We start from the raw sequence: 23,737 nt of genomic DNA on the forward strand, positions 1-23,737 counted from the left end.
TCCTTATCTAATAAATGCTATTGCTACACCATATCCCTTATTAGAATCATATGGCTGCTTAATTTTCATAACTGTTAATCCCGTGTTGTCATCTGATTTGGATCCTTTACCATTCTTAGCTATAATCTTATCACCTGCTTGAACAGTATCATCAATACGTACATGTATCTGTCCAATAAGACCAACAATATGCCACTCATCACGCTCCTGTCGTGAAGTGTAGTCTAATTCAGGGTCATAGTCCGGATTGGGCTTAGGAAGGCTTTTCTTTTCAGTTTTTATGTTCCCATCCTTATCTGTGTATTCAACTTCAGTTTCTTCATAGATCAATCCACCGAAATCATTTCTTAGGTATCTGTCATTCCAATAAAACTCAGCGCTACCTAATACAACGCCTGCTGTTTCAGAAATAACTCCTAGAATCTCATCACCTTTTAAAGCCTTGCGAATCTTATCTCCTTCAAGGGTTACAAGGTATCCACTTTCAATCTTTTTGCCATCTGCAGATTCAAAATACTCAGCATAGTCCTTGAAGTTTGAAGCACTTTCAACACGACCAACGCCTAAGATATTGCCGTTTTGTGAGTCTATTTCCCATTTAGTATTAGCTGTAGATGCTTTACCTGTTCCATATCCTCCCCTAATGGTATAACTGTTGTTATTCTTAACAGCTTGGGAAGCTACAACCATTCTTGATGAGCCATCACCTTCAGTGTGACAGTTATTTGAGGCAATAACAGCTTGCCTTGATGCTTCTGTTGAAGAACCCCCAGAGGACGCAATAACTGCATTACGTGGGCCTTTTGTTTTACAACCACCTGTTGTAGCAATGATAGCACTCGTACTGTCTAATGGGTGTCCTGAAGTGGATGCAGCTCTAAAGCCACCTTTAACATTGTTTGGTACAACAGAATACTTCTCACCACCTAAAATAGCAGCGTCAGTATATCCGTAGGCTCTAACAAACAACAAATTTGCTTGCGTATTCGGGGATGTGATACCGGTTGTACCACCCTTTGTGTGTAGGAGAGCATTTGATAAGTTGATATTGTACACACCACCACCAAGAACCACGCCAACTGGAGCTGAATCATGAATCATTAGATTACTAATCATTACATCATCAGTTCTTTGATCTCCTCCAACAACGTGTAAATCACAGTCTGCTTTCGCAAACCCTGTTATAGTCATACCATTGACTGTAATCTTACGGCTTTTAAATTGGAAGGACACAATTGGATTGTCTTTATAGTCATAATCAGGATCTCCATAAGCCCTGAAGCCATGAATATCTACCCGTTGATATGCGGACACGTCTAATGCCCTTGGGGTAACACCCTCATACAAGCTATTGAATACAGGCTGAATTGCTGTACAGTCTACTAGGGCTACGTCTCTTGCAGTATCACTCCATGGATCCTCTGCTTTGTGATGTCCTATATGTCTCAAATCATAGGAACGTACATCACGAACAGAAACATGACTGATAATATGGATGTTTCTTGATGCTGGCCATTCTGTATGAGCCTTAACTTCTACACCTCTAATGTTTCCAGATGTAAAGTTCCCCGTTAACCATACATTTTTAGAACCATCATCAACTTCAATCCCATTTGAGTTAGACGATCCCTTATCATGTGCTTCACCTGATGGATTGATACAGTGACAGTTATTAATGAAAATGTATTCGCTGTAGTGAGTCGTAATCCCATCGTCACCATAGTTAGAAGCTCTACAATTATCTAACCAGACGTATTTACATCCTTGTGCTGTGTAATCAGGCTCTTTGGCTGCGTCATGATTATAAGACGGAGCTGTAATATCAAAGCCATGTAAGCCCGCATTGATTGAATTACAATTCTTGATCCATAAGTATTTAGTATTGGCGAATGTTACACAGCTTGATTGTATTCCGCCTTGTGCTCTTAATCCGCCTTGTCGGTCTTTATTCCAGTCAAACGTAATCCCCTTTACATAGATACCTTCGTTCCCTGCTTGATGATCTCTATTTGTAAGCAATATTGCTCCAGCTGGGGCATCATCAGGCATTTTGAGATAAGTGATATCTTCTCCTTTGCCAATCAAACGACAGTTAGAAGGAACTTCAATTTGACCAACATATGTACCAGGAGAAAAATGGACTTCAACATTTCCCTCGCCAATTGCATCTTTAAATGCTTGCGTACAGTCTGTAACACCATCAGGAACAGCCCCAAAATCATCAACATGGACAATTCTATCTAACTTCTTTTTATAATAATTGGCATCATAAACAAATCTTCCTGAAGCTGTAGCAAAAGTTTTTCCATCAATAGCTGAAACCCTCAAATCAATAAGCTCATTTATGTTATGGTTGTCACTATTTAGAATGAGGTTGTCAATTCTTGAGGTATCAACCTTCAACTGATCAGCTACAGTAAATGCTCCATAAGTGATTTGGTCAGCTGCGTGGGCTCCCCTCGTCTTTGCGTGGATTTTTAAAGCGTTCAAGCTTTGATTAATCCCACTCTCTGTAAATCTTGCGTTGCTATCTAAGATACTAAACAAATTCCCATTCGGGGTTACTTCGTGTTTTTTATTTAAGTAAACCAATAACTACTTCACCTCTATTTTGTTCCTATAATTAGGATTTTCACTCTCGCTCCATCTGGAACGGCTGTTGGGACAATTGTTTTTCCATCCTGGGTAAATGAAATCAAAACTTTATCTGTGTCTTGATAATCTGAAAATAAGCTTATCCCTTTGTCTCTAAGAATTGTCGAAGATTCACATGTCACATAAGAAAAATCAAAGTCATCATCAGTGTTCAATACCAATGTAGTGTTGTTTATAGTTGTAAACCCATCACCACTTACTACATTCCACTGCCCACCAGTGTATTCAATGGAATATGTGTATGTATTTGTTGTTTGATATGTTTCTGTGCTGCTTTGTTGCTTCATAATGTTTATCTCGGTCAATCCTGCCTTCAACTGTGCTTCATAATTCTTTATTGCTTGCTCTTGATTCTTGGCACGTTTCTTTTCCTCAACCTCTAAATCAATTCGACTTTTAATATATCCACCATTTACGGTTAAGCTTTGCGGCTGGCTTAAGTCTAATGGGTTGTAGGCATTGCCAGTTATCCGGATTTTGTCCTCATATGTAATCCCATTTAATTTAGTTTTCGCTCTGACCTTTATTGTATCTCCTGCTTGGATAACATCCTCTACACCTGCCATTACAGCATCCAATAATTCATTGTAATCAACGTCAAACGTTACTTCTGGATACGGATTCACCTTGGTTTTCAAGAGCTTCTCCATGTCCTCTTTCGTTTTAATTGAATCATCTGTTACAGTCTCAGCCCATGAAGGCTGACCATTAATCAGAAACATCTTTTCATCAGGATGCTTGTAAACAACTGGAGGGAAAACATACTTTTCATCTTCATTCTTGTATGTCCTGTAAACAGTAATGATGTTTCCTCTCAATAGATACATTACAGGGTCTGTCTTCTTCGCTGTCTTTGTATTAGGGTTATTAGAATCCCTGTTTTTAAATGTGGCTGTTACACTGTATTCCTTTCTTTCAAGCCCACGAATGATTTCAAATTCCTTTTCAGTTGGATTGGCATCCTTTTCATAGACTGATATAGTCTTCTTCTTATCACCAATTTTGAACTCCCATTTGCCACCAAGCTTTGAAACTAACGTCTTAAACTTAAAGCCTGTACCCGTAAACGAAAATGTAAATGATGAGCCGATTTTCTTTGTGAAATCTGCTTTCAATGAGTCATCGTAAGACCATGAGCCGGATTTTGATTTATAGGATAATGATTCGTCTCCTAAAGTATCTTTCTCTTCCTTTGCCTTCCCATACCCTTTAACACGAGTCGTTGTGTTGTCTTCCGTAATCGTAATTGTCAGCGACTTTAAATTAACAGTGTTATCCAGAGTCTTAACAATCTCTTTACCGGCCTTTTTATAAACATAAATCGTCGTATTATCAACAATGAACTCAACACCATAGTTCGTTATTATCTCATCCATGAGCTCTAGGGATTTCTTCGCTCCAAAGCTCTCTAATTTAACTGACTTTATGTTCTTTGCATCGCTCATGATTACATATTTAAATTCACTGTCTTTTAGAGCATGTGATAGGGCTTCATCTAACGTTTTATAGCCTTCAATAGTATCGTGAACCAGGTGTTTTGAAGCTCTGAAAGCATAAATATGAGTGGCTGTAATGTCTTTTGAGAGTACGTCACCCTCTTGTTTTATTGTCGGGGTATTAATAAAGTATTGCTGTTCCTTAAATCTCACTTCATCTATTAAAATAAAGTTCCTACCTACCAAGGCATTAAATTCAAGTTGATTGGCTTCGTTTAAAATAATTGAAAACGACAAGTCTTTCTTACCATTTACATTGTCATTTACTTTTGGCTCAACAAATGGCAACCCATATTTTGTTTTTGTATTCCTATCCAACACGTACATTTGATTCAATTGAATTCACCACCTTACATATAATAAAAATGGGTTATAAACTTAATATCACTATAAGTAGCACCTGTGATTTTAAACTTATTTTGACCTTTTTCTAATGTTGGAAAGCGTCCATTTCTTGTTTCAATTACTTTCGTTCCATTAACAATGTGATGTGAAAACAAGCTTAATTTGTTTGACTTAGATTGAGTACCTACTAATGTTACAGTGTCATTGTTAGTTAGGTTTGTAATTGTAATGTCTTTTCCTTCAAGGTACATTTCAACATTGTAATTGTGTCTGTAAGGATCTATTGTCACGTTACCTATATTCTCAACTGTGAACGTGGATCGGTTCTTGAAATGGTACACTGGATTAGAGTCTCTTCCAATGTTCATCCCCAAGTGAAACATATTGTCTGCAAGGTTCATTGAGGCTGTACTATCATATACACTTTCTGCAGCGCCTTGAATGGCTGTGAAAGTGACATCAAACTCTTTCCACTTCTTTCCGTTCTCCCGAAATACTGAATAGCTGTCATCACAGGTAACAAGCCATCTTTTTAAAGGTTGTGGTGAATAGATAACGTAATAAGGATCCGGACGAGATAGATAATCGTATATCTCATCTCTTTTCATATCAAATTGCTGTGAATTACTGGCTATAATAGTAAAGGTCGCCGTAATCTTTTTGTCGTTGAGTCTCCCTTTATTTCCTTTTCGATAGGTCATTGTTCCATCCACTAACGAGTGAGTAAATGTTGTTTGCCTTTCATATGACGGTGACTCAGGACGAAATGAAGAAAGCGAGACACCTTTAAGATGCTCGCTTAAAAACATTCCATCAATAATCAAATCACTCTTTTTCAATTAATCACTCCCTATGTTAATGATAAATTATTAATCATGTACTTTTGTCCTCGTTCTCTTTGATAAGCTTTATCTTGGGCTCTGTTTAGATCATGGATGTTGAGAGAAACTTGAGGGTCTTTGGCTACTAATTGCGTCAACAATGCGATCATTTGGTTGTTCTGATTTGACTGAGTTTGAAGAATGTCAATTTGCTCTTGCTGCTTTGCAACCATTTGTAAGAGAGCGTTTTTATCTGTAACTTGTTGGGTTTCTGGTTTATAACCAACCATATTCCCAGCCTGACTAAGCACCTTATGAGCTTGCTTCCTTCTAAATTTACGCAAAGGAAGGATTAACTCACCTCTGTGAACTTCAGCCGTATGGTCACGAGTAATTAGACCGCCTTTATCGTAGCCAATGTACCTGCCACCTTTGGACATTGATTTTAAGCCAGGATGATTAAGAATGCCCCCATATCTGCTATTCAGATAATTAATGGAAGCTAGGACTTGGTGAACAGGATTCTTAATGTTTCCATATCCAGGCTCTTTATGAGCATTAAAGGTACTTGGGATGAATTGCATTAAACCCTGTGACGGGTGACCGGCTTTCCAGTTTGAATCCCATCTATTAACGACATTTGGATTACCACCTGATTCTCGCATTGCAATGGTTTCCAATGCACTTGAAAACTGTGAACCCAATCCTTTGATTTTCAATGCTTCAGCTACCCATTTCTTAACTGCAGCTGTACCACCTTCACCAAAGTTACTGGCTTCACCAAACATCTTCTTAATGAAACCAACAGATTTGTCTTTAACAAAGTTAAATGAACCTTTGACAAAATCTCCAGCAAAGCCTGCAAAATTAGGCATCTTCAAACCAATCTTTTCAATAACCTTTTTAATGAGCTTTGATGGATTACTCATGTAGCTAAATACATCTAAAGCGATGTCTTTAACCTTGCCAGCTGCGGCTTTCGCTCCATTCCATACCCTAGAGATAATTCCTTCTTTCTTTTTAGTTCCATTTGAATATGCCGGGATACCAGATAAGAAGGCTTTAGTTTCTCTAGCTGACAGGACTTCTGTTCCTCTTGGAAGGTTCATGAGAGTGTCTTTAGCAGGACTTAAACCCATGTGTCCTGAAGGTGTTATGAAGGCTTCTGAGCCTGAATTTGACCCTTTACCATCACCAAGGATTGCAAGCCCACCTGGATGAGCTCCAGTACCATTTGCATATTGAGGAACATCCCATTTTGGTATTCGCTTGTCTTCTGAGACACCAATCTTTCCAAGGATCCAGTTAATACCGCCTTGAGTAAAACCATTGATGATTTTCCCAAAGCCTCTGAGTGTTCTATTTCCAAACGCCTTGATGCCGTCCATGGCTTTACCGCCCATACTCTTGATTCCATCACCCATTTTCTTAGGCAATGCTTTAGCAGCATCAACAATATCCCAAAACTTTTTAGTGATACCTGATTTCATATCACTGACAATCTTAAATGCCTTGTCTTTCATAGAAATGAAGAACTTCCCGATGCTTGAAGTACCATCCTTGAACACACCTTTAATCCAACCCCACATTTTAGGGAAAATACCTTTAAGTCCTGCGCCTAATGCTTTAGCGCCGCCAAGTATCTTACCGAAGAATGTTAATTGGATACCATTCCAAATCATTTTAATTGCGCCTGAGAAGATTTGTTTAATACCTTCCCACATCTTACCGAAGTCGCCCGTTAATAACCCTGAGAACACTTTGATAACACCCTGAATAACTGAGATAGCCCCAGTTATAACGCCTTTAATATTCCCCCAAACAGACTGTATGATTGCAAGAATAACAGGCATTACGAATTGAACGACTTTCCAAACATTTTGAAGGGCTTGAGAAATAACCGTCCCGTTTTCTTTCCAGAATGTTCCCCATTGTGCTGATAGCTGTCCTACAAACGACATGATACCGCCTAATGCTTGTTTAATTAATGGCCCAAGTGTGGCAAATACAGTGGATGCAATTGTCCCTATTGTTGAAAAGACAGGTTGCATTGCAGCAAAGCCACTTTTCATACTGTCTATGATCGGCTGAGCCTGTGTTTTCAACCCATTAAACGAGTTCTTTATGCTATTAATGCCGTCAATTATGGACTGTACCGTTAACACGGGAAAGAAATCCATAAGCTTGTCTGAACCTTTGGTAGAATCACCATTGAAAATATCAAAGATACCAGAGAACACCTTTTTAATGTTGTTCCCTGCACTTGAAATACTTTTGAATACAGGATCGAGACCCTTCATTCCTGATTCTAAACCATTCATAGCAGGTTCTAATACGTTCAGTAACCCATTTCCTAAAGGCATTAGTGCTGTCAAACCTGTTCGACCAATCTTCTTTAAACGAGCACCAAAATTATCTTGTAAAGCCTGTCCTGCTGCTTTTGTTTTGCCATCAATCTGACCAATTTTCCCGTCGATGCCACCCAATGAATACATCGCTTTTGATTCTAAGTCTTCCCACTTAGTACCATACAAAGCGACCCCAATGTTATTGGCATTGACCTGGTTTTTCATACCTTTCAATTCACCTAGGACTTTATTTGAAACATCTTTAACCGTACTCTTACCTTTTAAAAAGCTTTTCCATACCTTCTGAGTGCTTCCTGATAGTTGTCCCATAGCTCCTGATGTTGAATCAGAACCATCTTTTACCCTGATCTGGAATTCTTTCATTACATCGTTTATGTAATCAAGGTTATAAACGCCAGAGTCTGTTCCTTTCTTTAATAATTGGAAGTATTCTTGCGCTGAGAAACCCATCTTCGAAAATAAAGGTGCATACTCAGAAAGGTTGTCAAACATTTCATTTGAGAAGTTCAGGCCATTTTGTGCTCCATAGGTCATTAAATCAAACGCTTTTTTGCTCGATTCTCCGAAGCCCTTCATAATGTTATTGCCAGCTCGCGTAACTTCGTTTACATCAGCATCAAAGGTGTCAGCTAATACAATAGAATCCTTTGTGACCTGTTTCAATTCATTTTCACTAAGACCCTTTATGTTCTGCCTAACTTGTCCAATAGAATTTTTAACAGATTCCATGTTTTCTCCGAAGCCATCTCTCCATACTGCTGTTGCTGTAGTGGTTAATTTCTTAGCTTCAACCTCTGTCAACCCTAGTTGCGCTCTAAATTCCCCTTGGGTTTTCTGTGTATCGAGCACCATTTTAGCGCCCATTCCACCTACTGCTGCTGTCAAAGCACCTACAGCTAACGTACCTTTAGCAAGCGCTCCTACAAGCCCACTTTTAACAAATGAAGAAAACTTGGATACATCCCCATGTGCCTCTTTCGAAGAGTCGCCGGTCTTTTTCAGATCAACCGAAAGTTTTTCTGTGCTATTACTTGCTTTTTCTTCGGCTTGTTCAAGTCGCTTAATTGTTGTTTCAGTACGCATAATCGAACCCTGTAAGGATTGATAAGTCTGTATTTGAGTGTTTAAACGTTGTGCATATTTCTGCGCTTGTTCTGAGCCTTTTCCATAAAGCTTAACTTGCTCTTGATATGACTTATTGTATTCTTCAACAATACTCTCTTGGATCTTTAATTGATTTGAATAGCCTTCAAGCTGCTTCTTGTTTGCGCCAAGCTCATCACCAACCGACTTAAGCTCCTGAACCATAGCGTTTGTTGCTGTTTTAGCTGTTTTAAGGTTATTCTTTAGCCCCGTTATACCTCGGTTTACTCCGGCATCATTCATTGTGGCATTAATAACTAAACTGCCTATGGGTTTTCCTTCAGTAGCCATTGGTTTACCTCCTTTCCTCAAGAATAAAAATCAAAAAAGAGAGTCCAAAATCGGACTCCCTGTTATCGCCTCACGTTTACACCGAAAATTTGATATGCCGGAACTATCTTGTTTTCTTCCTTATGCTCGTACTCCATGAGAGAGAAGAATCCATTGATATCCATTTGATCTATCTCATGATATTTATAACCCTCTTTCATCAGGTCTTTGTACAGCTGGTTAATCTTACCCACATAGTCCGCATACGTCATTTCTTCGCCTTCTATCCCTGAGCTTTCAACGCCTTCTCCTTCAGTTGTTTCTTTTTTTTCTCAGCACCAGTGATTTGATCCATTACATTTTGAATGACTTCATCGAGTTCATCAGAAGCTACACCGTCTAAAACATCATCTGCTGTAAATTGATTTTCGAAAACCTCAACAATATAGTCGATCATTTCATCATTAGCTTCTAAATTAGTCATTTCTTCAACTTGAGAAGAGATTTCCAGAGCTCTTCGAAGCTTTCTTGCTGTAACAACTCCAACGACATATGTTTTCTCAGGTACCTCAATAATTTTTCCTTCTTCATTTACTTTCGCTTGTGAGTAATCTTTCAATGTAATACGTGCCATATTATAAATTCCACCTTTATCTACTAGTTTTGTTTTTTATTCGAATAAAAAATAGACAGCTTATTAGGCTGTCTAACGTTCATTAATTTACTTATCCAGTGTGACTGTAGTATCTTGTGTTGGATCTGTAACTGTAATTCCATAAGCCTTTTTATAAAATTTCTCTACTGTAAAATCAGCGTGTTGATCATCACCAATCAGGAATACCAGCTCATCTTTTTGACGTGGCATGAATTGACCCTCAATGGAATCTGTTTGTGCACTAACCTTGTCTTCTTTTGTTTTACCTTCAGATGATGGGATTGCGAATTTCCCTTTCAAAAGAGCATAGTAAATGTACCCTTTGTTATGATGCTTCTCTTTCCAAGTAACGCAAACGTATGGAGGATCAGTGTCTTTGTGATACTCTTCAATTCCATCTACAATTTTAATTCCTAGAATTTTCGTTCTGTCTTCTTGTTTCAAATCTGCCAAACCTAGCTCTAGTTTTGCATCACTAATACCTGAGCCAATTACGGCATATACACCATCATCGGCGTAAATTTTTTCGTTTTCGTTTGAGACATCAAGCTTTGCACTCTGAGCCCCTCTAATTCTTGTTACTGTTGTTACTTGCTCCGTTTCGCTGTCTACAACAGCATACCGAAGATCTGTTAAACCGATTTTAGCCATATGTTTATCATTCCATTCTTATAATTTTATAGTTCGAGATTTATGTATTTCGTTGCTCTATAACGTCTTGCATAGCGATATAGCTCAATATCAGGATCACGATCAAACGCTGATGCATATTGCTGATAATCGTTGTCCGCCATTATGTCATCAATAATTGATTGAATAATTCTTGCTTCCTCAATTTTCTTAGTCCATAAATCAATTTGAATATCTACACTAATCGTTTGTACTTCATCATCTGCATAGTCCTTACGATAGCTTTCTAATTCATTTATTCGTATCATAGGTGCATTCCCAACAACTTGATGCTCTTCTGGTACATAGACCATGTAGATACGCTCATCAGGTACAAGGGAGGTAAGCTCAGCATTATTACTCAATGATTGTTCAACTTCTTGAATTGGAAGCTTCATAGTCCCATCTCCCTTGAATAAATTTGAGCAATTACATTTAACACTTCTTGTGCATATTCGTTTTCAGTACGTTCCATGAAATGCTGCGGAGGTTGTTTAATTGTTCCGAAGTTTGAAAAGTGTATACGTGAGGCAGTTTCTTTCCCGTATCCCACACTTACAAATAACTCACCGTCTTCCTTTGGCTTTGAGTAAACAACATCGTCTTTCATATGTGTTTTATGTTTGCTTTCTCTACCTGGCGGTGTGTTCTTTTCAAGCCCCTTGGCCAGAATCTTCCCCCCTTCAGCAAGAGCAATCTTCCCCGCCTTAGTGGATTTCCTAGCCATCTTATCTAAAGCCCTTTGCGTATCTTCATATCCTTGTAAGTCTTCTGCCATTAACTCACCTTCTTAACAACTATGTCTCTCATGTCCTTTTTCCGTGAGTTTGGTAACACGTCTTTGATCTCATAGAGTTCTTCATCATATAGAACCTTCATGTCATTTGTTATTTTCATTGGCTGATCATAGCGCACAATAAAAGTAATGGTGTCCTCAAGGACTGTTCCAAGAGTGGCAACCTTATCCCGCAGTTTCTGATCCTTAATTTCAGCGAAACACCAGAAAAGAGTTTCTTTCACTTCTGCGTTCTCACCGTTCTTGTCTTTACCATTCTTGCTTTTGATAAATGAAATGGGTGTATCAAGCCTACTGAAGTCCATCAACATACGCTCCTCTCATTTGTTGAATGAGATTAATAACACCAAATGGAACTTCATTTAGCTGCTTCTCTGCTGTTGCACTACCATTTTCATACCAATGACCAATTAACATGTAAGTTGCTAAATCAAATTTAGGGTTGTCAATAAAGTAGGATTCACGATTTTTAGAAAGGGTTACAGCGTCTTTTACATAACTTTCTGCAGCTGCTTGAAGGAGCATTATTTGACTGTCGTGGAAATTGTGGTTAACCCTGAGATAGAGCTTCAAGTCTTCAAGTGTCATTGCATCACTCCTTTTTAAATAAGAAAAGAGAGCCGATAAACGACTCTCTAATCAATTACAATTAAGCACCTGTTGTGCCTTCTGTTACCGGTGGTGCTGGTTTGATAGTTACATAGTATCCAGCCTTAGCATCTGCCTGTTTTACATCAAAACGAGTAGCTACTGAAAGGACTTGTCCATAAATTGAGTTCTCAACCCATTTAGCTGTAACATTGACACGATCGGCAAAGAATACAGAGGCTTTCAAATCACCGATAAACATTACCATGTCACCAGCCTTAGCGCCCAATAAGTCATCATCCACAACAGTAAATGAATTGCTGAATAGAACACTTCCAGAAGGAGAAGTAATATTCGGTTGCAGAATATATTGACCGTTTTTGTCTTTCAATGTATCTAAATATTGAAAAGCTGAAGATGTCATAACAATATTTCGCTTATAAGCTTGTTTTAAATCAACATTAAGAATTTGTTTAATCCCATCAGTATCTGCAACTGTCTTCTTAGAGAAGGTTTTTAAGACATTAGCTACTGCTCTATTTGTAGTAATTCGTTTTGTTTGCTGCAAGAATTCTGCTACAAGAGATGTTAAATCTACTCCAGCATCATCAATTGCCTCTTGTGAAATTGCTAGTTCGCCACGATATGTCTCAACATCGTATCGCACTTTGATGAACTCAGGTTTACCTAGTTCTGGGTTCTTTTCAAGCTCGGCTGTTGAAGCAAGACCAACTTTTGCGTTTGAAATGACCGGGTATGTACCAGCAGCTGTTTTTACAGTTTTCTTGTTTACCATTGTTGCAAGATCCACCACATCTTCTGGTTCGCGTTGTGGCGTCGTTAACACTTCAACTGGAATTACAGCTTCAGCACCTTCAGTTTTCAAACCATCGCGAGTGTGTCCATAAGAACGGATATAATCGTTTACGCTCCGTTTCATTTCTTCAATCGGGTTATCAATAATTTCATATTGTTTCATTGAACGTTTTTCCTCATTTCCACCATTAGATTTTTGTTCTTCTGTTACAGGCTCTTCTTTTGCTAACCCAGCGATTTCTTCTAAATCAGCAAGCTTTGCTGTAAGATCAGCGAGCTCTTTTTGTAAGGCTTGAACCTGGTCTTTGATATCTTTAGCTTCGTCCAGATTACCTTCATCAGCTTTAGCTTTCGCTTCATCAATCTTCGCATTTACTTCATCACGCTTTGCAGCAACCATGGATCTTGTTTCTTCTAATTTTTCTTTTAACATATGTATTAGCTCCTTTTTCCCAAATAAAATAAGCCTTTAAAGGCTTTGGGTTCTTAGTTTTAATAATTCAAGTTGGAATTTCAGTTTTTCAATTTCATTTACATTTGATTCTTTAATAGCCTCATCCAGATTGCGTGCAAACACATCTGTATCGTTGTAGGCTGGATATGTAACCACCGATATGTCAGTTAGCTTTGATATCTTTCTAATTCGTTGAAAATCTACACCGGTTGTTGGATTCTTTTGTCTCACAGCACCTTGTGGAGCTAAATGAAATCCAAAAGAACAATTTGTAATATTACCCAAACGAATATTTTCATAAAGATCATTGGCGTATTGTGTACTTGGTAATGTAACTTCAAAACGTAAACCAACGTCATCAACGTTTAATTTCAGTGTTCCTGATGTTGTTCTTCCAATGATCTGACTAGGCACATGGTCAACAAGTGCTCTTACGTCGCTCATATCCGTACCATCTAACGCCCCAGGCTCAATTGTTTCAACAAAATCACCTAACACATTTGATTTCGTGTTAAACTTCAAGGCATATCCGGTAATAACCTTGGCTTTCTCCCCTTCTGAACGGGTTTCCAGACCGTCTTCATTAAATAATCTGATTTCAGTTTTACTCACTTCCCTCACCTCCTTCTGATGCTGAAGGTATAGGCAAACTCTTTGCTTTTGCTTTCTGAATCTCGTCCATCAAATCAATGTTCACATAGTTCAAACTCATGTAACGGTTATCTCCATTTGGAATTGACGCCTTTCCATATGCAGCCAGAGCATCATTGAGGGAGAATATGCCGTTCTGAAGTAAGGCAATAGTGTTTTCTCGCTTTGTTTTTGCATCTGTTTCCCTAAATCTTCTTGTATCAAATTCAAATGTATATTGGTTATACAGAGGGTAAAGTAAAAGCTTATAGTTCAACTCAGCAGAAATTGCAGTAAAGTAATTTGAAAGGGTGTTGGTTAAGTAATCAAGGTTAGCTTGTTCAATCGAAGTGTTGGTTTGTTCAATTCCAAGTTTATGAGGGGGCAATCCAAACGCTTTAGCAATTTGTTTTGTTCCATGATTATAATTATTGACAATTTCAAGCACCTTTGTATTAACTTCTAACTGCTTAAAATCCATCGTGTCATCAAGTACCAAAATACCTTGTTGATTTTGATCACCAGAATACGTGCTTTCAAAATTCTTCTTCATGTTTTTCCTTGCAGCTTCATCTAAATTAGCTTTGTTAACATTTAAAATCCCACTCAGATTAGCTCCACGTTTAAAGAAATCAACATAAAGTCGCTTACCAGCTTCTTGACCTTCTATCTCCCTTTTAAGGCTACTCAACGGTGAAATACCTGTAATCCCATTTAACGAAAAGAACTTAATGTGTAACATGTTCTCTCTCTTAATGATCCGTTGTTTCCCATTACCAGGGGTATATGTGTAAATGATTTCATTCGTTCCATTTGGTTGATCATAAGATACCTCACTGTTACGCAAATGAACCAGGTCAAGAGGGCTACCGTCTGAATCTCTGATGATTTCTGCATACGATTGACCATTCAACAAAGCATTAGCCACGAGAATGAACTTCAGAAAATATCCTGAATAAAACTCATTCGGTCTTTCATTCAATAATTTATAGAGGACGTCCATTTCATCAGCAATGCCGTTATTCTTCACCATAATTGGAGAGGATGCTATATCTGAAGCAAGCGTATGAATTGCTGTAAAAATATCGCTATTCTTGATTGCATTGATTGTGGTGTATGTTTCACCATCTGCACCCATAATGATATCTATAAAAGCTTGTTCATTTGCACTTACAGCATTTGATACCCCTCCTGTATTCATTGATCTAAAGAATGCCAATTAATCACTTCCTTTCTTCTTTAGGGTTGATTAGAATTGCAACCACAACCAAAAGAACACCGGTTGTCAATAAACCGATCGGCTCAGAGTATTTATAGGCTGTGACATTTAAGAATACTAACCCAGCCAAAAATAAAAGAGTGTGTAAGTGACTCAAAATCATCATTAACACACTCTTCAATGCTCCTGTAATTTTTTCAAGCTTCATGTCTTCCTCCTTTATAATGAAAAATTGTAATTTGCATAGTAATCTTGATCTACATTGTCCGTGTAGTGATGCATTGCTTCATAATGCGCCGTAATAGCAGCAGCTATTGGGTCAATCTTTTCTCTATTTTTATCCTTGTCAATCCTGATTAAATCGTTGATATGAACCGTTAAAGCGTTATTTACAGCAATCGTTAATAATGGGTTATTCGCATGAAGCATTTTCTTGTCATATACCAAGTATTGAAAGTTCTTTGTTGGTCTAGAAAGTTGAGTTGCTTTTTGTCCTACCTCAATCTGTGTAAAGTCTTCTAACTCATTCAATAAAAGTTGGATGTTATGGGGATCAAACAGAATTGCCTTAACAATTAGATCATTTTCGTTAACATGATTCTGAATATATTCAATGATCTGTTTCTGATTGATTGTCCCTGACTTCTTATCAGTAATCGTACAGAAACCTTCTTCTGCTAATTTACGATAATCAATTTTGTCTCGTTGAATTTTATTATCCAACCCATATTTTGTTCCCACAAATGAATGACTGTCTATGAAATACCTTTCTTCTTTATCATTTAAAGGGTAAATCCAACTAACAGCTGTTAAGTCATCAACTCTTGACATATCAATCCCAACATAAACCTCTTTCCCCCTTATATCTGGAGGTTCTTCAACAGCACACCTTTTCCAGTCCTCCCCATTGATTAGACTCTCAGATGATGCAGATTTCCAAATGTTAAAGTTCTTTACTAAAGTAGGATTGATGTCATTCTTATCTTGAGCTTCTTTTAATTTTCTCCGTAAATACTTATAGAACTTCCTACTTATTGAGTCCACTCCAAGTAATGGATTGCTCTTAATCCATAAGCTTTCGTCACTTACTTCTTCTTCATCGTCCATTTCATAAACAATGGCAAAGTAATTGTCGTTTTCCTTTCTCCCACTAAGAATATCTGTAACATACGGATACTCTATTGAATACATTGGGCCATTTAACTGAAATCCAGCTGTTGATATGATAATAATCAACCCTTGATCCTGCTGTCCCTGTGAAGATTCCAAGACCTCCATCATTTGAGTGTTTGAAGCTGTATGATACTCATCTAGAATTCCAATTAAAACGTTTAATGAATCGTGGTTCTTTGTATCTCTAGATAATGCTTTGATTAAACTATTAGAGCTTGTGTGAAGGATTTCATTATTCTTAACTTTGGTTATTTTTCTTATAGATGGTGAATGCTCTCTAATCTTATTCAATTGAGCTTTAATCATCTTTTCAAATACTGTACCGGCTTGCTCTCTTGAGTTAGCTGTGGCATAAATCTGTCTGTCAAACTTAGGAGCTTCACCAAATAACAATTCATAGAGCGCAATACCAGCGACAAGAATAGATTTACCGCCTTTTCTAGCCATACTTATGTACGCTTTAGTGAACCTTCTATAACCAGTTTCTTTATCTCGCCATCCATACAGAGAACCAACAATAAATTTCTGAAATAGCGCAAGCTTTGTTGGCTTACCTGTTGATACATCAGGGAGCATTTCTAGAAATTTAATAACCTTTTCTGTCTTCTGTGGTGTATATTCATAAGGAAACTCATCACTTTTAGACCTTTGAAGATCATTTAAATGTCTTTCACATGCTTGTCTAACCTTTTTGCATGCAATTATTTCTCCATCTGTAACCTGTTTAGCATAAAGTGTTGCATAATCAATCATTCATCCACCAGCTCGGCAAATGCATCCTTTTTCTTAGAATCATCACCATCTTTATAACCCATTAATCTCATCCTTGAATCTAGGGATAATCCTAACTGTCCAGCAATACCACGTATTTCCTTAGACATACTGTTCATGATTTCTACAGATGGGTTCTTTTTCTTCACTTCGTTACCTTGACTGTTCAACTCAAACATAATCTGACCATTCTGTGCGACATCTTTTGCTGCTTCTCGGAATTGCGCTATGTAATTACAAAATATAGTGAATAGTGGTCTATCTAACTCACTTATAGGCAATGTTTTCAAATGCGGATATAGTCTATTCCATTCATTCTTACCCATTGTAGACAGCCAGTGTGGTGGCTTTGCATGCAACGGTTCAAATTCATATAGACTTTCTTCTTGATCTTTTCGTTCTGCTCTTTCCTCGTTTGTGATTTGTCCTTTTAGCGCTTTCTCCAATTTCTTTCTTGGTGCCATTAAGCCACCACCTTTCATCCATAATGCTTTAGTTAATTAAAGAGTTGATTCCATAAAAAATAAGCTGCCGATAAATCCAAGTGTAATAATGGATTGACAACTTTTGCATGCGGATAATATTTGTGCTCATTTTAGCTCAAAAAGCAAAAATTCAAATTTTGATATCAACAAAAATCGTAAAGTTGAGGGGCATCCGATGTACAAATTTACTCAATACTACCCCGTTATAAGTCGGGGGGACTTAATATTATTTGCCCCTAACTCATTTTATAAAGATCACGTAAAAATTTTTCTGCTACATCAATAAATTCAATACAAAAATCTTCATTCAATAATATTTTATTATGTCTTCCTTCTATTACATTTTCTAATTCATTTACAGCATTCCTTACTCTTTTTGGGTTTTTAGCTTTATCTATATCACCTCCACAATGGACTATACAATTTCTTATTTGATTGGCATTCAGAATAAAGTGCCATTCCTTTGTGTCATCAGGAAAGTCATCCTTCTTCACTTTCTTTATAAACAAAGATGCTCTTTTAATACCATTCCCCTGTAGGTCATCTAATTTGATGCTAGTCTCATCAGGCTGATCACACAGATCGATAACCTTTTCTTCTAAAAAAGAATAAACGCTGATGAATAAAGAGTTTCTCATAATAGAAGGAAAGTCATCACGGTATTGTGATATTTCATCATAATGCCAATCTACAAATTCTTCCATTTCTATATCACTAAGTTCTTTAAACGTCTGTTCATACTTATAAAGCTCTCTTCTTAAATTACTCTCAACATACTCCGCATATTCTCTAAATGTTTGTAGCTGTCCACTAATAAAAAAATGAAATCTAATTCCTCTAATTTCAGTCATAACCATATCTCCTTTGTTGCCAATTATAACCTATTTGGTTCCGAATGTAATCTGATTATGATGTGTCTGACATAATACCTCTAGGTTATTCAAATCAACCCTAGCTTCATAGTTATGTAGTATATCCCTTAACTCTCTATGCTTATGGTGAACAACTAATCTCTCACTTAAATTCCTTTTACCTTCAGCTGCACACATAGCACATCTATAGTTTGATTCACGTTTCTTTTCTTCCCTGAGTAATCTCCATTCCTTGCTCTGATAATAGGAATACAGCTCTGTATTATCCTTGTTGTATCGTACATTCTTATTGTATTCCTTGTCTGAATGTCCTTTATGCTTGTCACAATAAGACAATGACCAATCAATCAGAGATCGGCAGCCAGGAGCATTACAGCGTTTAAGAGGCATTAAATCTCCATGCCAAAAACTTCATATGCATATTGTTGTTTATTAGCATTTAACATTGCTGTCACATTCTTAACTGTTTCCTTATAGGTTTTACCAAGCATTGAAGCTGGAAAAGGTATGCGTCCATCAATTTTAAAATCAGGCTTTTCATTATCCATTCAATCTCCCCCTAAAATAAAAAAGAAGATACCAAATGGCATCTTCTAGTTTGCTAAGAATTTATTTTTGTAAAGTGATTTCGTTATCTCTAATACATCGTATAAGGTAAGGGCCATTAAAAGCACCTGATGCCCCATTTGTGTCTTCAAACTTAATACTAGTGATAATTACCCTCTGTTCAAGCAAAGAGTCAAATGTTTGTTCTATATTGCCTGAATCAGCTTTAATAATTAATTCATCATCGTACCTCTCATAATAACCTTCACCATTAACTACATTCCCATTATTAATAACCATTTTACTGAAACTTTTCATAATTATCCCCCTATTACTGTTATTGCTTAAATTGTAACAGGATGGACTTTTAAAGGGAATAGATTGGGATCGAACACCAATCAGGCTGATTAACCACTACTGTTATGTATGTTGTTTTCTGTCCTTGTTTAGATATTTATAGTCGCTCGCGAATCGACTTCCATTTAATACGTTGCTTATGCCGTTCTTTTTTCTCACCATCACGTACTCCTCGCCAATAACCTATAGAAGAGATTAATGAAAGAAAGGCACAGAACATTCCAAGCCTTATTCCTTCTAATAAGAAACCACAGATAAAACACAAGACTGCCATAGTAAGACAAGCAAGAGATTCAGCAATTAGCCTATTCATAGTCTACTCAGCCTCCACCTTGTGAGTTTTATTATTGATGATTGATTGAACCGTCTGAAACGCACATCCATAAACACTAGCCATTTGCTTGCAGAAAGCTAATTTCGCATCTTCCCAATATGTAAATGCTTTTCGGATTTCTTGTACTTCATCTTCAGTAAGCAATTTTCTCTGACTCATCTTCTCTTTAACACGCTTATCATATTGCAACGCCCGTGTAGTAAATTTAAGATTCGCAAATGAATTGTTCGCTTTATTCATATCAATATGGTCAATTTCAAGATTCTTTTCTCGCCAGAAGTCTTTAGTGACTTCACATGCAGCCATCATTACAATTTCGTGCATGTAATAAGGTTTTCTTTTCCCATCATCGGATTTAAGTCCTGTCATTACATATCCAATATCGTTTGGTTGTGGGTTTAACCATTTATTCGTTACGGTGCTATACACTTTACCTTCTTCGATATCACAGAAATATTTCGTATGTCCTGGTACAACCTTTAAATTTCTTAAATCAACCTTCTCTGAAACTTTAATCAAATTTGTTTTCCTCCAATAATTTTAATTTTGTGTACAAGCAGAAAAAGCCCTTCAACCTATAAAGGCGGGCTTAATCTCTCGCATCATCTCAACTAAAATTCAATTGGAGAGGTGTCATCACGACATGCTCATAGTTCCAATTTCCATTCACCCATTAAAAATTAATGAGTCAATGCAGATTAGAATTGTTGATTTGATCTTCTTAAGTTATAATCAAAATTAAAAATGGCGTAAGTATGCTTAAATTTAGAATAAACGAGTGGGATTAAGACTGTTTAAAGGTTTCCCTTCCCACTGAAACGTTCCTTTCCTCCAATGCTCATGTGCACCTGAACACCTTTGGCGGTCTGCAACTACCCAATTGAAAAGCTTAAGGGAGATAGCGTACCGATCTATTGACCAATACGCTGGAGAATAAAAGGAGAAATTTATTTGAACTGGAGGTCATAATAACTCTTCATGTGTAAATTAAGCTTTCGACCTCCCTTAAGCTTTCCCTTATGGCATTTATCTCTGAAACACGGTTGATCCCAGTCACAGCAAGGCTTCAAGCCACCTTTTTCACTAAACTTTTTTCGGCAAAACTGCTGTATCGCTTACCAGGCAAGGGATTGACGGGTTTCTAAAGGCGGTAGCAGACTATGTTCCCTTATGACGATTAACTATAAAGGGGCTTTCAGACCAGTCATATCAAGGGTTCAAGGCGTTTTTTTCGTTAAACTTCTTCCGATGAAATCGCCGAATCCATTGATACGACTGGGTTCAAGGAACTTTTATTACCGTTACACTCATTTCTCTCCCTTATGGCGATTATCTCCCGAACCCCCTTCAGCCCTTACGGGGCAAGGGCTCAAGGCGCTTTTTCCAGCAATATTTTTTCGGCAAAATCGCTGTACCCCTTGGTGGATTAAGGACGAAGGCAGTTTCTATTTGTCTCCTTTCGATTTTTCTATTCCCATTAAATCCATTTATTGTAAATTTCGTTACTATTCTTCTTCATTCCCTTATGACAATTATCTCGAAATCACCCACGAGCCTATATGTGACAACAGTTCACGGCTCTTTTGCAGCTCTTCTTTTTCCGGTAAATCGGCTACACCTGTTGGGAGAGTAGGGTTCATGACACTTTCTAAATGCTAACAGAATCTATTTCCCTTATGGCGATTACGTATTTTCATACCTCCAGGGGGTATCAACCCCTTACGAGAGTAAGAATGAACAGCCACTTGCTTCTTCACAGAAGTAACTATAGACTCAAAAACTCAGTAATGTCATAGTCTTAAGGTACTTTCTATTTTATCGCTTTTTTACATACCCCCACCCTACACCTGCATATTTGCACTCTCCTTTAAGGCGATTATCTTTTTTAAAGGATTAATGCTCCAAACGCTTGTGGCACAAGAGAAACAAGAGCATTGGAATAAATAAGAGTACAAACTCAAGCGGAATTTCTCTTCTTCATCCCCTTATGGCGATTATCTCATAAATAGCCATGAAGTCAGATGTACCAAGGGCTAGAGATACTTTTTTAACGGAACTTTTTTGCCAAGAAACGCTGTAGCCCTTATAGGAGTAAGACTCAAGTCACTTTCTATTGGTCGTTATCCACTCTAAGACGTCCTGTTTTCCTATGTACCATAACTAGAAAATTTATAAATGTCCTTCAAACCCTTATGTACCAAGGGCTTCAGCGTTTTTCTAAATGGTAAAGTCTTTCTCGCCAAGATTCCCTCTACCATAACTAAAAAATAAATATCAGGCTTCAAAACCCTTACCAGTCAACAATTTCAGCGTTTTTCTATTTCGCTACTTTTTCTCTTCCCTTATGGCATTTATCTCATAAACCCTTGTGAAGCCACGTGTACCAATGGTTCAAACCACCTTTTCACAACTATAAAATTCGACAGAAACGCTACATCCCTTGATATACGTGGCTTCAGACCACTTTCTATTTTCCTAAAATGTAAAACCATATCATTTGGGGATATACACAATAAGAGTATATATTTATTATTTTATTTATTATTAAATATATATTAATAGTGTAATACTTATTAAGTGTATCCCCATTTCGTATGGTTTTACATTTAGACTGTCGAAGAACTCAGTGACACGCATCACCCCATTCAGACACCATATCATCGCTTCTGAGAGTCTTAAATATGTTTCGGGTGTATTAGGTATCTAATTAGATAAAACCCCGCAGAAACAATTCTGGAGCTATATAGATATCATTGACATTAATATCAAGTAAATTAAAAACATTATCCATCGTGCAGGACAGCTTGCTGGACAAACCGGACGTAAAGCGCTCTTCTTTACGGACGTATATCTATAACTGTTTATAAATTATTTTTCTGGTTCTCCTTAAGACTTAGGCTCTGAAACCGTTGATATGACTGACTTATTTTTAAAGTTTAAGAGGTTTGTTCTATTATCCATGTGTAGATGAGGTACTTTAACATCTCATTTACGGAGATAAGTGAAGACCTTGGGATGCTGACAAACGATTAACCCAGCTGCGCTGTCTTCATCGTTTTTTGTCTGCACCATCCCAAACCCTTCACAGACGATCAGATGATCTATCTTTTTTATTTAATTATTACCCCTCTTCCCCTTTAAGGGACACACCCCTCAAACCCTTGGGACAGTTGACTTTTTTTTATGATTTATTGCTTTATTTGCAATAAGTGTTAATTTTCATCACAGTTTTGACTGCATCATTCACTCAAATCATCTTATTTTATTTATTAAATTATTTACCTCTTTTCTTCTACGAGAGACACCCTAAAAAGCCAGTAATACCAATGGTTTCAGAAACCGTTTATTGCTTTTGTTTTCACAGCAGTCATTAATCCGAATAAAGATTTTTTCAAAAAAGTGATTTGTTGCAATGTTAAGCCTGCTACAAATGAATAAAGAGAGACACATTCAAATGTCTCTAAAAACAAAATGAAGTGAGGTATTGTAAATGGAAATGTACGAAGGTTTTAAATTACGTGAAACTTGGAAAAAGAAAGGTGACCAACCTTGTGATCACGCATGGGAAGTTGAGTATCACAATGGCAGCAAAACAGGTGATTATGTATGCTGGATATGTGGAACATCAGTATTCAAAGCCATAATTGACAACAAGAACAAATAAATAAAAAGAGGACGGGGACTTTAACTCCCTGTCCTTCTCATTCGATTAATCTCCCTTATCTTGCGTCTACGTGCAATCTTCTCGTTAACACGTCTAACGTTCCTCAGAAACCGTTTTGCGTCCTCACCTGATACGATAGGTCTGTCCCTATACATTTACACTCTCCTTATCATTTGCCCACCACTTATAAGACAGATAACCAGTTAAAATCAATCCTACGATTAATAAAGGATGATAGTAAGCAGCATGACATATATTAATCAAAAAAGTGTCTGCTACTATAAAGACAGGCAGAACTGAGACTGTTATTAACATGACTTTAAGTAGATGATTCATCATTCTCTCCTCTAATTTTTATCCTTAAATATGTATTATAAAGGGGTGAACGAATCGCTCACCCCTTCAAATGGATATGTAATGCTTACGCACCACGTCCAAAACCTGCTACATGGAATGTTTCTTCCCCTGATGCGCTGTGAATTGTAGTTTGTTGACCTGCAACGAAACCAACAGCCAATGAAGCTACGATAGTAAGACCGATAAATACTTTTTTCATATAGTTTTCACCTCCTTTCAAGTGATATGCGACGACGTCGTCGCATTTAGAGG

The 23,737-nt window shown here is 37.3% G+C and carries 23 protein-coding genes; 1 reads left to right on the forward strand and 22 read right to left on the reverse strand.

Going from position 1 to position 23,737, the window contains the following annotated elements; translation table 11 throughout:
- Positions 1–3 precede the first annotated feature (3 nt).
- The 21 genes from KY305_RS14475 to KY305_RS14575 form a co-directional block, all read right to left on the reverse strand.
- Positions 4–2,592, reverse strand: coding sequence for a peptidase G2 autoproteolytic cleavage domain-containing protein (locus KY305_RS14475; protein ID WP_223063134.1), 2,589 nt, complete (start codon positions 2,590–2,592; stop codon positions 4–6).
- 14 nt (positions 2,593–2,606) lie between these two features.
- Positions 2,607–4,478, reverse strand: coding sequence for a phage tail protein (locus KY305_RS14480; protein WP_262417801.1), 1,872 nt, complete (start codon positions 4,476–4,478; stop codon positions 2,607–2,609).
- Between the two features lie 23 nt (positions 4,479–4,501).
- Positions 4,502–5,335 carry a phage tail domain-containing protein gene (locus tag KY305_RS14485; RefSeq protein WP_223063136.1) on the reverse strand — a complete coding sequence of 278 codons (834 nt, stop codon included), beginning with the start codon at positions 5,333–5,335 and terminating at the stop codon, positions 4,502–4,504.
- Between the two features lie 11 nt (positions 5,336–5,346).
- Positions 5,347–9,120, reverse strand: coding sequence for a phage tail tape measure protein (locus KY305_RS14490; RefSeq protein WP_223063137.1), 3,774 nt, complete (start codon positions 9,118–9,120; stop codon positions 5,347–5,349).
- Between the two features lie 62 nt (positions 9,121–9,182).
- The gene (locus tag KY305_RS14495; RefSeq protein ID WP_060675111.1) at positions 9,183–9,371 is read right to left on the reverse strand and encodes a hypothetical protein; all 189 of its coding nucleotides are present in this window, start codon (positions 9,369–9,371) and stop codon (positions 9,183–9,185) included.
- An 11-nt stretch (positions 9,372–9,382) separates the two neighbouring features.
- Positions 9,383–9,733, reverse strand: a complete 351-nt coding sequence (gene gpG / locus KY305_RS14500) for a phage tail assembly chaperone G (protein ID WP_081301831.1) — start codon at positions 9,731–9,733, stop codon at positions 9,383–9,385.
- Positions 9,734–9,820: 87 nt separating this feature from the next.
- Positions 9,821–10,405: a major tail protein gene (locus KY305_RS14505; protein WP_223063138.1), complete on the reverse strand. Its 585-nt coding sequence runs from the start codon at positions 10,403–10,405 to the stop codon at positions 9,821–9,823.
- 26 nt (positions 10,406–10,431) lie between these two features.
- Positions 10,432–10,821 carry a tail completion protein gp17 gene (gp17, locus tag KY305_RS14510; protein WP_223063139.1) on the reverse strand — a complete coding sequence of 130 codons (390 nt, stop codon included), beginning with the start codon at positions 10,819–10,821 and terminating at the stop codon, positions 10,432–10,434.
- Positions 10,818–11,201 carry an HK97-gp10 family putative phage morphogenesis protein gene (locus KY305_RS14515; RefSeq protein ID WP_223063140.1) on the reverse strand — a complete coding sequence of 128 codons (384 nt, stop codon included), beginning with the start codon at positions 11,199–11,201 and terminating at the stop codon, positions 10,818–10,820. The genes gp17 and KY305_RS14515 overlap by 4 nt, the downstream gene beginning before the upstream one ends.
- Positions 11,201–11,524 carry a phage head closure protein gene (locus tag KY305_RS14520; protein ID WP_223063141.1) on the reverse strand — a complete coding sequence of 108 codons (324 nt, stop codon included), beginning with the start codon at positions 11,522–11,524 and terminating at the stop codon, positions 11,201–11,203. The genes KY305_RS14515 and KY305_RS14520 overlap by 1 nt, the downstream gene beginning before the upstream one ends.
- The gene (locus KY305_RS14525) at positions 11,511–11,807 is read right to left on the reverse strand and encodes a head-tail connector protein (RefSeq protein ID WP_047477070.1); all 297 of its coding nucleotides are present in this window, start codon (positions 11,805–11,807) and stop codon (positions 11,511–11,513) included. Before KY305_RS14525 ends, KY305_RS14520 begins: the two co-directional genes overlap by 14 nt.
- A 61-nt stretch (positions 11,808–11,868) precedes the next feature.
- Positions 11,869–13,056, reverse strand: a complete 1,188-nt coding sequence (locus KY305_RS14530) for a phage major capsid protein (RefSeq protein ID WP_223063142.1) — start codon at positions 13,054–13,056, stop codon at positions 11,869–11,871.
- Between the two features lie 36 nt (positions 13,057–13,092).
- A complete protein-coding gene (locus KY305_RS14535; RefSeq protein WP_047477069.1) occupies positions 13,093–13,689 on the reverse strand; it encodes an HK97 family phage prohead protease in 597 nt (198 codons plus the stop codon).
- The gene (locus KY305_RS14540; RefSeq protein ID WP_223063143.1) at positions 13,682–14,926 is read right to left on the reverse strand and encodes a phage portal protein; all 1,245 of its coding nucleotides are present in this window, start codon (positions 14,924–14,926) and stop codon (positions 13,682–13,684) included. The genes KY305_RS14535 and KY305_RS14540 overlap by 8 nt, the downstream gene beginning before the upstream one ends.
- A 4-nt stretch (positions 14,927–14,930) precedes the next feature.
- Complete coding sequence (locus tag KY305_RS14545; protein ID WP_223063144.1) at positions 14,931–15,134, reverse strand: hypothetical protein; 204 nt, start codon at positions 15,132–15,134, stop codon at positions 14,931–14,933.
- An 11-nt stretch (positions 15,135–15,145) separates the two neighbouring features.
- Complete coding sequence (locus KY305_RS14550) at positions 15,146–16,852, reverse strand: terminase large subunit (RefSeq protein ID WP_223063145.1); 1,707 nt, start codon at positions 16,850–16,852, stop codon at positions 15,146–15,148.
- Positions 16,849–17,334 (reverse strand): phage terminase small subunit P27 family, encoded by a 486-nt coding sequence (locus KY305_RS14555; protein WP_223063146.1) that lies wholly within the window; start codon positions 17,332–17,334, stop codon positions 16,849–16,851. The genes KY305_RS14550 and KY305_RS14555 overlap by 4 nt, the downstream gene beginning before the upstream one ends.
- Before the next feature lie 257 nt (positions 17,335–17,591).
- Positions 17,592–18,206, reverse strand: a complete 615-nt coding sequence (locus KY305_RS14560; protein WP_223063147.1) for a hypothetical protein — start codon at positions 18,204–18,206, stop codon at positions 17,592–17,594.
- A 410-nt stretch (positions 18,207–18,616) separates the two neighbouring features.
- A complete protein-coding gene (locus tag KY305_RS14565; RefSeq protein ID WP_223063270.1) occupies positions 18,617–18,775 on the reverse strand; it encodes a hypothetical protein in 159 nt (52 codons plus the stop codon).
- 61 nt (positions 18,776–18,836) lie between these two features.
- Positions 18,837–19,091: a hypothetical protein gene (locus tag KY305_RS14570; RefSeq protein ID WP_223063148.1), complete on the reverse strand. Its 255-nt coding sequence runs from the start codon at positions 19,089–19,091 to the stop codon at positions 18,837–18,839.
- 355 nt (positions 19,092–19,446) lie between these two features.
- Positions 19,447–19,983 carry a hypothetical protein gene (locus tag KY305_RS14575; protein ID WP_223063149.1) on the reverse strand — a complete coding sequence of 179 codons (537 nt, stop codon included), beginning with the start codon at positions 19,981–19,983 and terminating at the stop codon, positions 19,447–19,449.
- A gap of 2,971 nt (positions 19,984–22,954) precedes the next feature.
- Here KY305_RS14575 and KY305_RS14580 point away from each other — a divergent pair.
- A complete protein-coding gene (locus KY305_RS14580) occupies positions 22,955–23,128 on the forward strand; it encodes a hypothetical protein (protein ID WP_223063150.1) in 174 nt (57 codons plus the stop codon).
- Positions 23,129–23,549: 421 nt separating this feature from the next.
- On the opposite strand, the gene KY305_RS14585 is transcribed toward KY305_RS14580, so the two are convergent.
- Positions 23,550–23,684: a lysogeny pheromone AimP family peptide gene (locus tag KY305_RS14585; protein WP_021495004.1), complete on the reverse strand. Its 135-nt coding sequence runs from the start codon at positions 23,682–23,684 to the stop codon at positions 23,550–23,552.
- Between the last annotated feature and the right edge of the window lie 53 nt (positions 23,685–23,737).

The organism is Bacillus sp. YC2 (assembly GCF_019891195.1).
GTDB lineage: Bacteria > Bacillota > Bacilli > Bacillales > Bacillaceae > Bacillus.

Bases quoted from the DNA above. Each gene is read 5' to 3' on its own strand.
- KY305_RS14495 (WP_060675111.1), bottom strand. From the start codon at position 9,371: ATGACGTATGCGGACTATGTGGGTAAGATTAACCAGCTGTACAAAGAC.
- KY305_RS14565 (WP_223063270.1), bottom strand. From the start codon at position 18,775: ATGGATAATGAAAAGCCTGATTTTAAAATTGATGGACGCATACCTTTT.
- gpG (WP_081301831.1), bottom strand. From the start codon at position 9,733: ATGGCACGTATTACATTGAAAGATTACTCACAAGCGAAAGTAAATGAA.
- KY305_RS14530 (WP_223063142.1), bottom strand. From the start codon at position 13,056: ATGTTAAAAGAAAAATTAGAAGAAACAAGATCCATGGTTGCTGCAAAG.
- KY305_RS14515 (WP_223063140.1), bottom strand. From the start codon at position 11,201: ATGGCAGAAGACTTACAAGGATATGAAGATACGCAAAGGGCTTTAGAT.
- KY305_RS14505 (WP_223063138.1), bottom strand. From the start codon at position 10,405: ATGGCTAAAATCGGTTTAACAGATCTTCGGTATGCTGTTGTAGACAGC.
- KY305_RS14520 (WP_223063141.1), bottom strand. From the start codon at position 11,524: ATGGACTTCAGTAGGCTTGATACACCCATTTCATTTATCAAAAGCAAG.
- KY305_RS14525 (WP_047477070.1), bottom strand. From the start codon at position 11,807: ATGACACTTGAAGACTTGAAGCTCTATCTCAGGGTTAACCACAATTTC.
- KY305_RS14580 (WP_223063150.1), top strand. From the start codon at position 22,955: ATGGAAATGTACGAAGGTTTTAAATTACGTGAAACTTGGAAAAAGAAA.
- KY305_RS14585 (WP_021495004.1), bottom strand. From the start codon at position 23,684: ATGAAAAAAGTATTTATCGGTCTTACTATCGTAGCTTCATTGGCTGTT.
- KY305_RS14550 (WP_223063145.1), bottom strand. From the start codon at position 16,852: ATGATTGATTATGCAACACTTTATGCTAAACAGGTTACAGATGGAGAA.
- KY305_RS14570 (WP_223063148.1), bottom strand. From the start codon at position 19,091: ATGAAAAGTTTCAGTAAAATGGTTATTAATAATGGGAATGTAGTTAAT.
- KY305_RS14560 (WP_223063147.1), bottom strand. From the start codon at position 18,206: ATGACTGAAATTAGAGGAATTAGATTTCATTTTTTTATTAGTGGACAG.
- KY305_RS14545 (WP_223063144.1), bottom strand. From the start codon at position 15,134: ATGAAGCTTGAAAAAATTACAGGAGCATTGAAGAGTGTGTTAATGATG.
- KY305_RS14555 (WP_223063146.1), bottom strand. From the start codon at position 17,334: ATGGCACCAAGAAAGAAATTGGAGAAAGCGCTAAAAGGACAAATCACA.
- gp17 (WP_223063139.1), bottom strand. From the start codon at position 10,821: ATGAAGCTTCCAATTCAAGAAGTTGAACAATCATTGAGTAATAATGCT.
- KY305_RS14480 (WP_262417801.1), bottom strand. From the start codon at position 4,478: ATGTACGTGTTGGATAGGAATACAAAAACAAAATATGGGTTGCCATTT.
- KY305_RS14490 (WP_223063137.1), bottom strand. From the start codon at position 9,120: ATGGCTACTGAAGGAAAACCCATAGGCAGTTTAGTTATTAATGCCACA.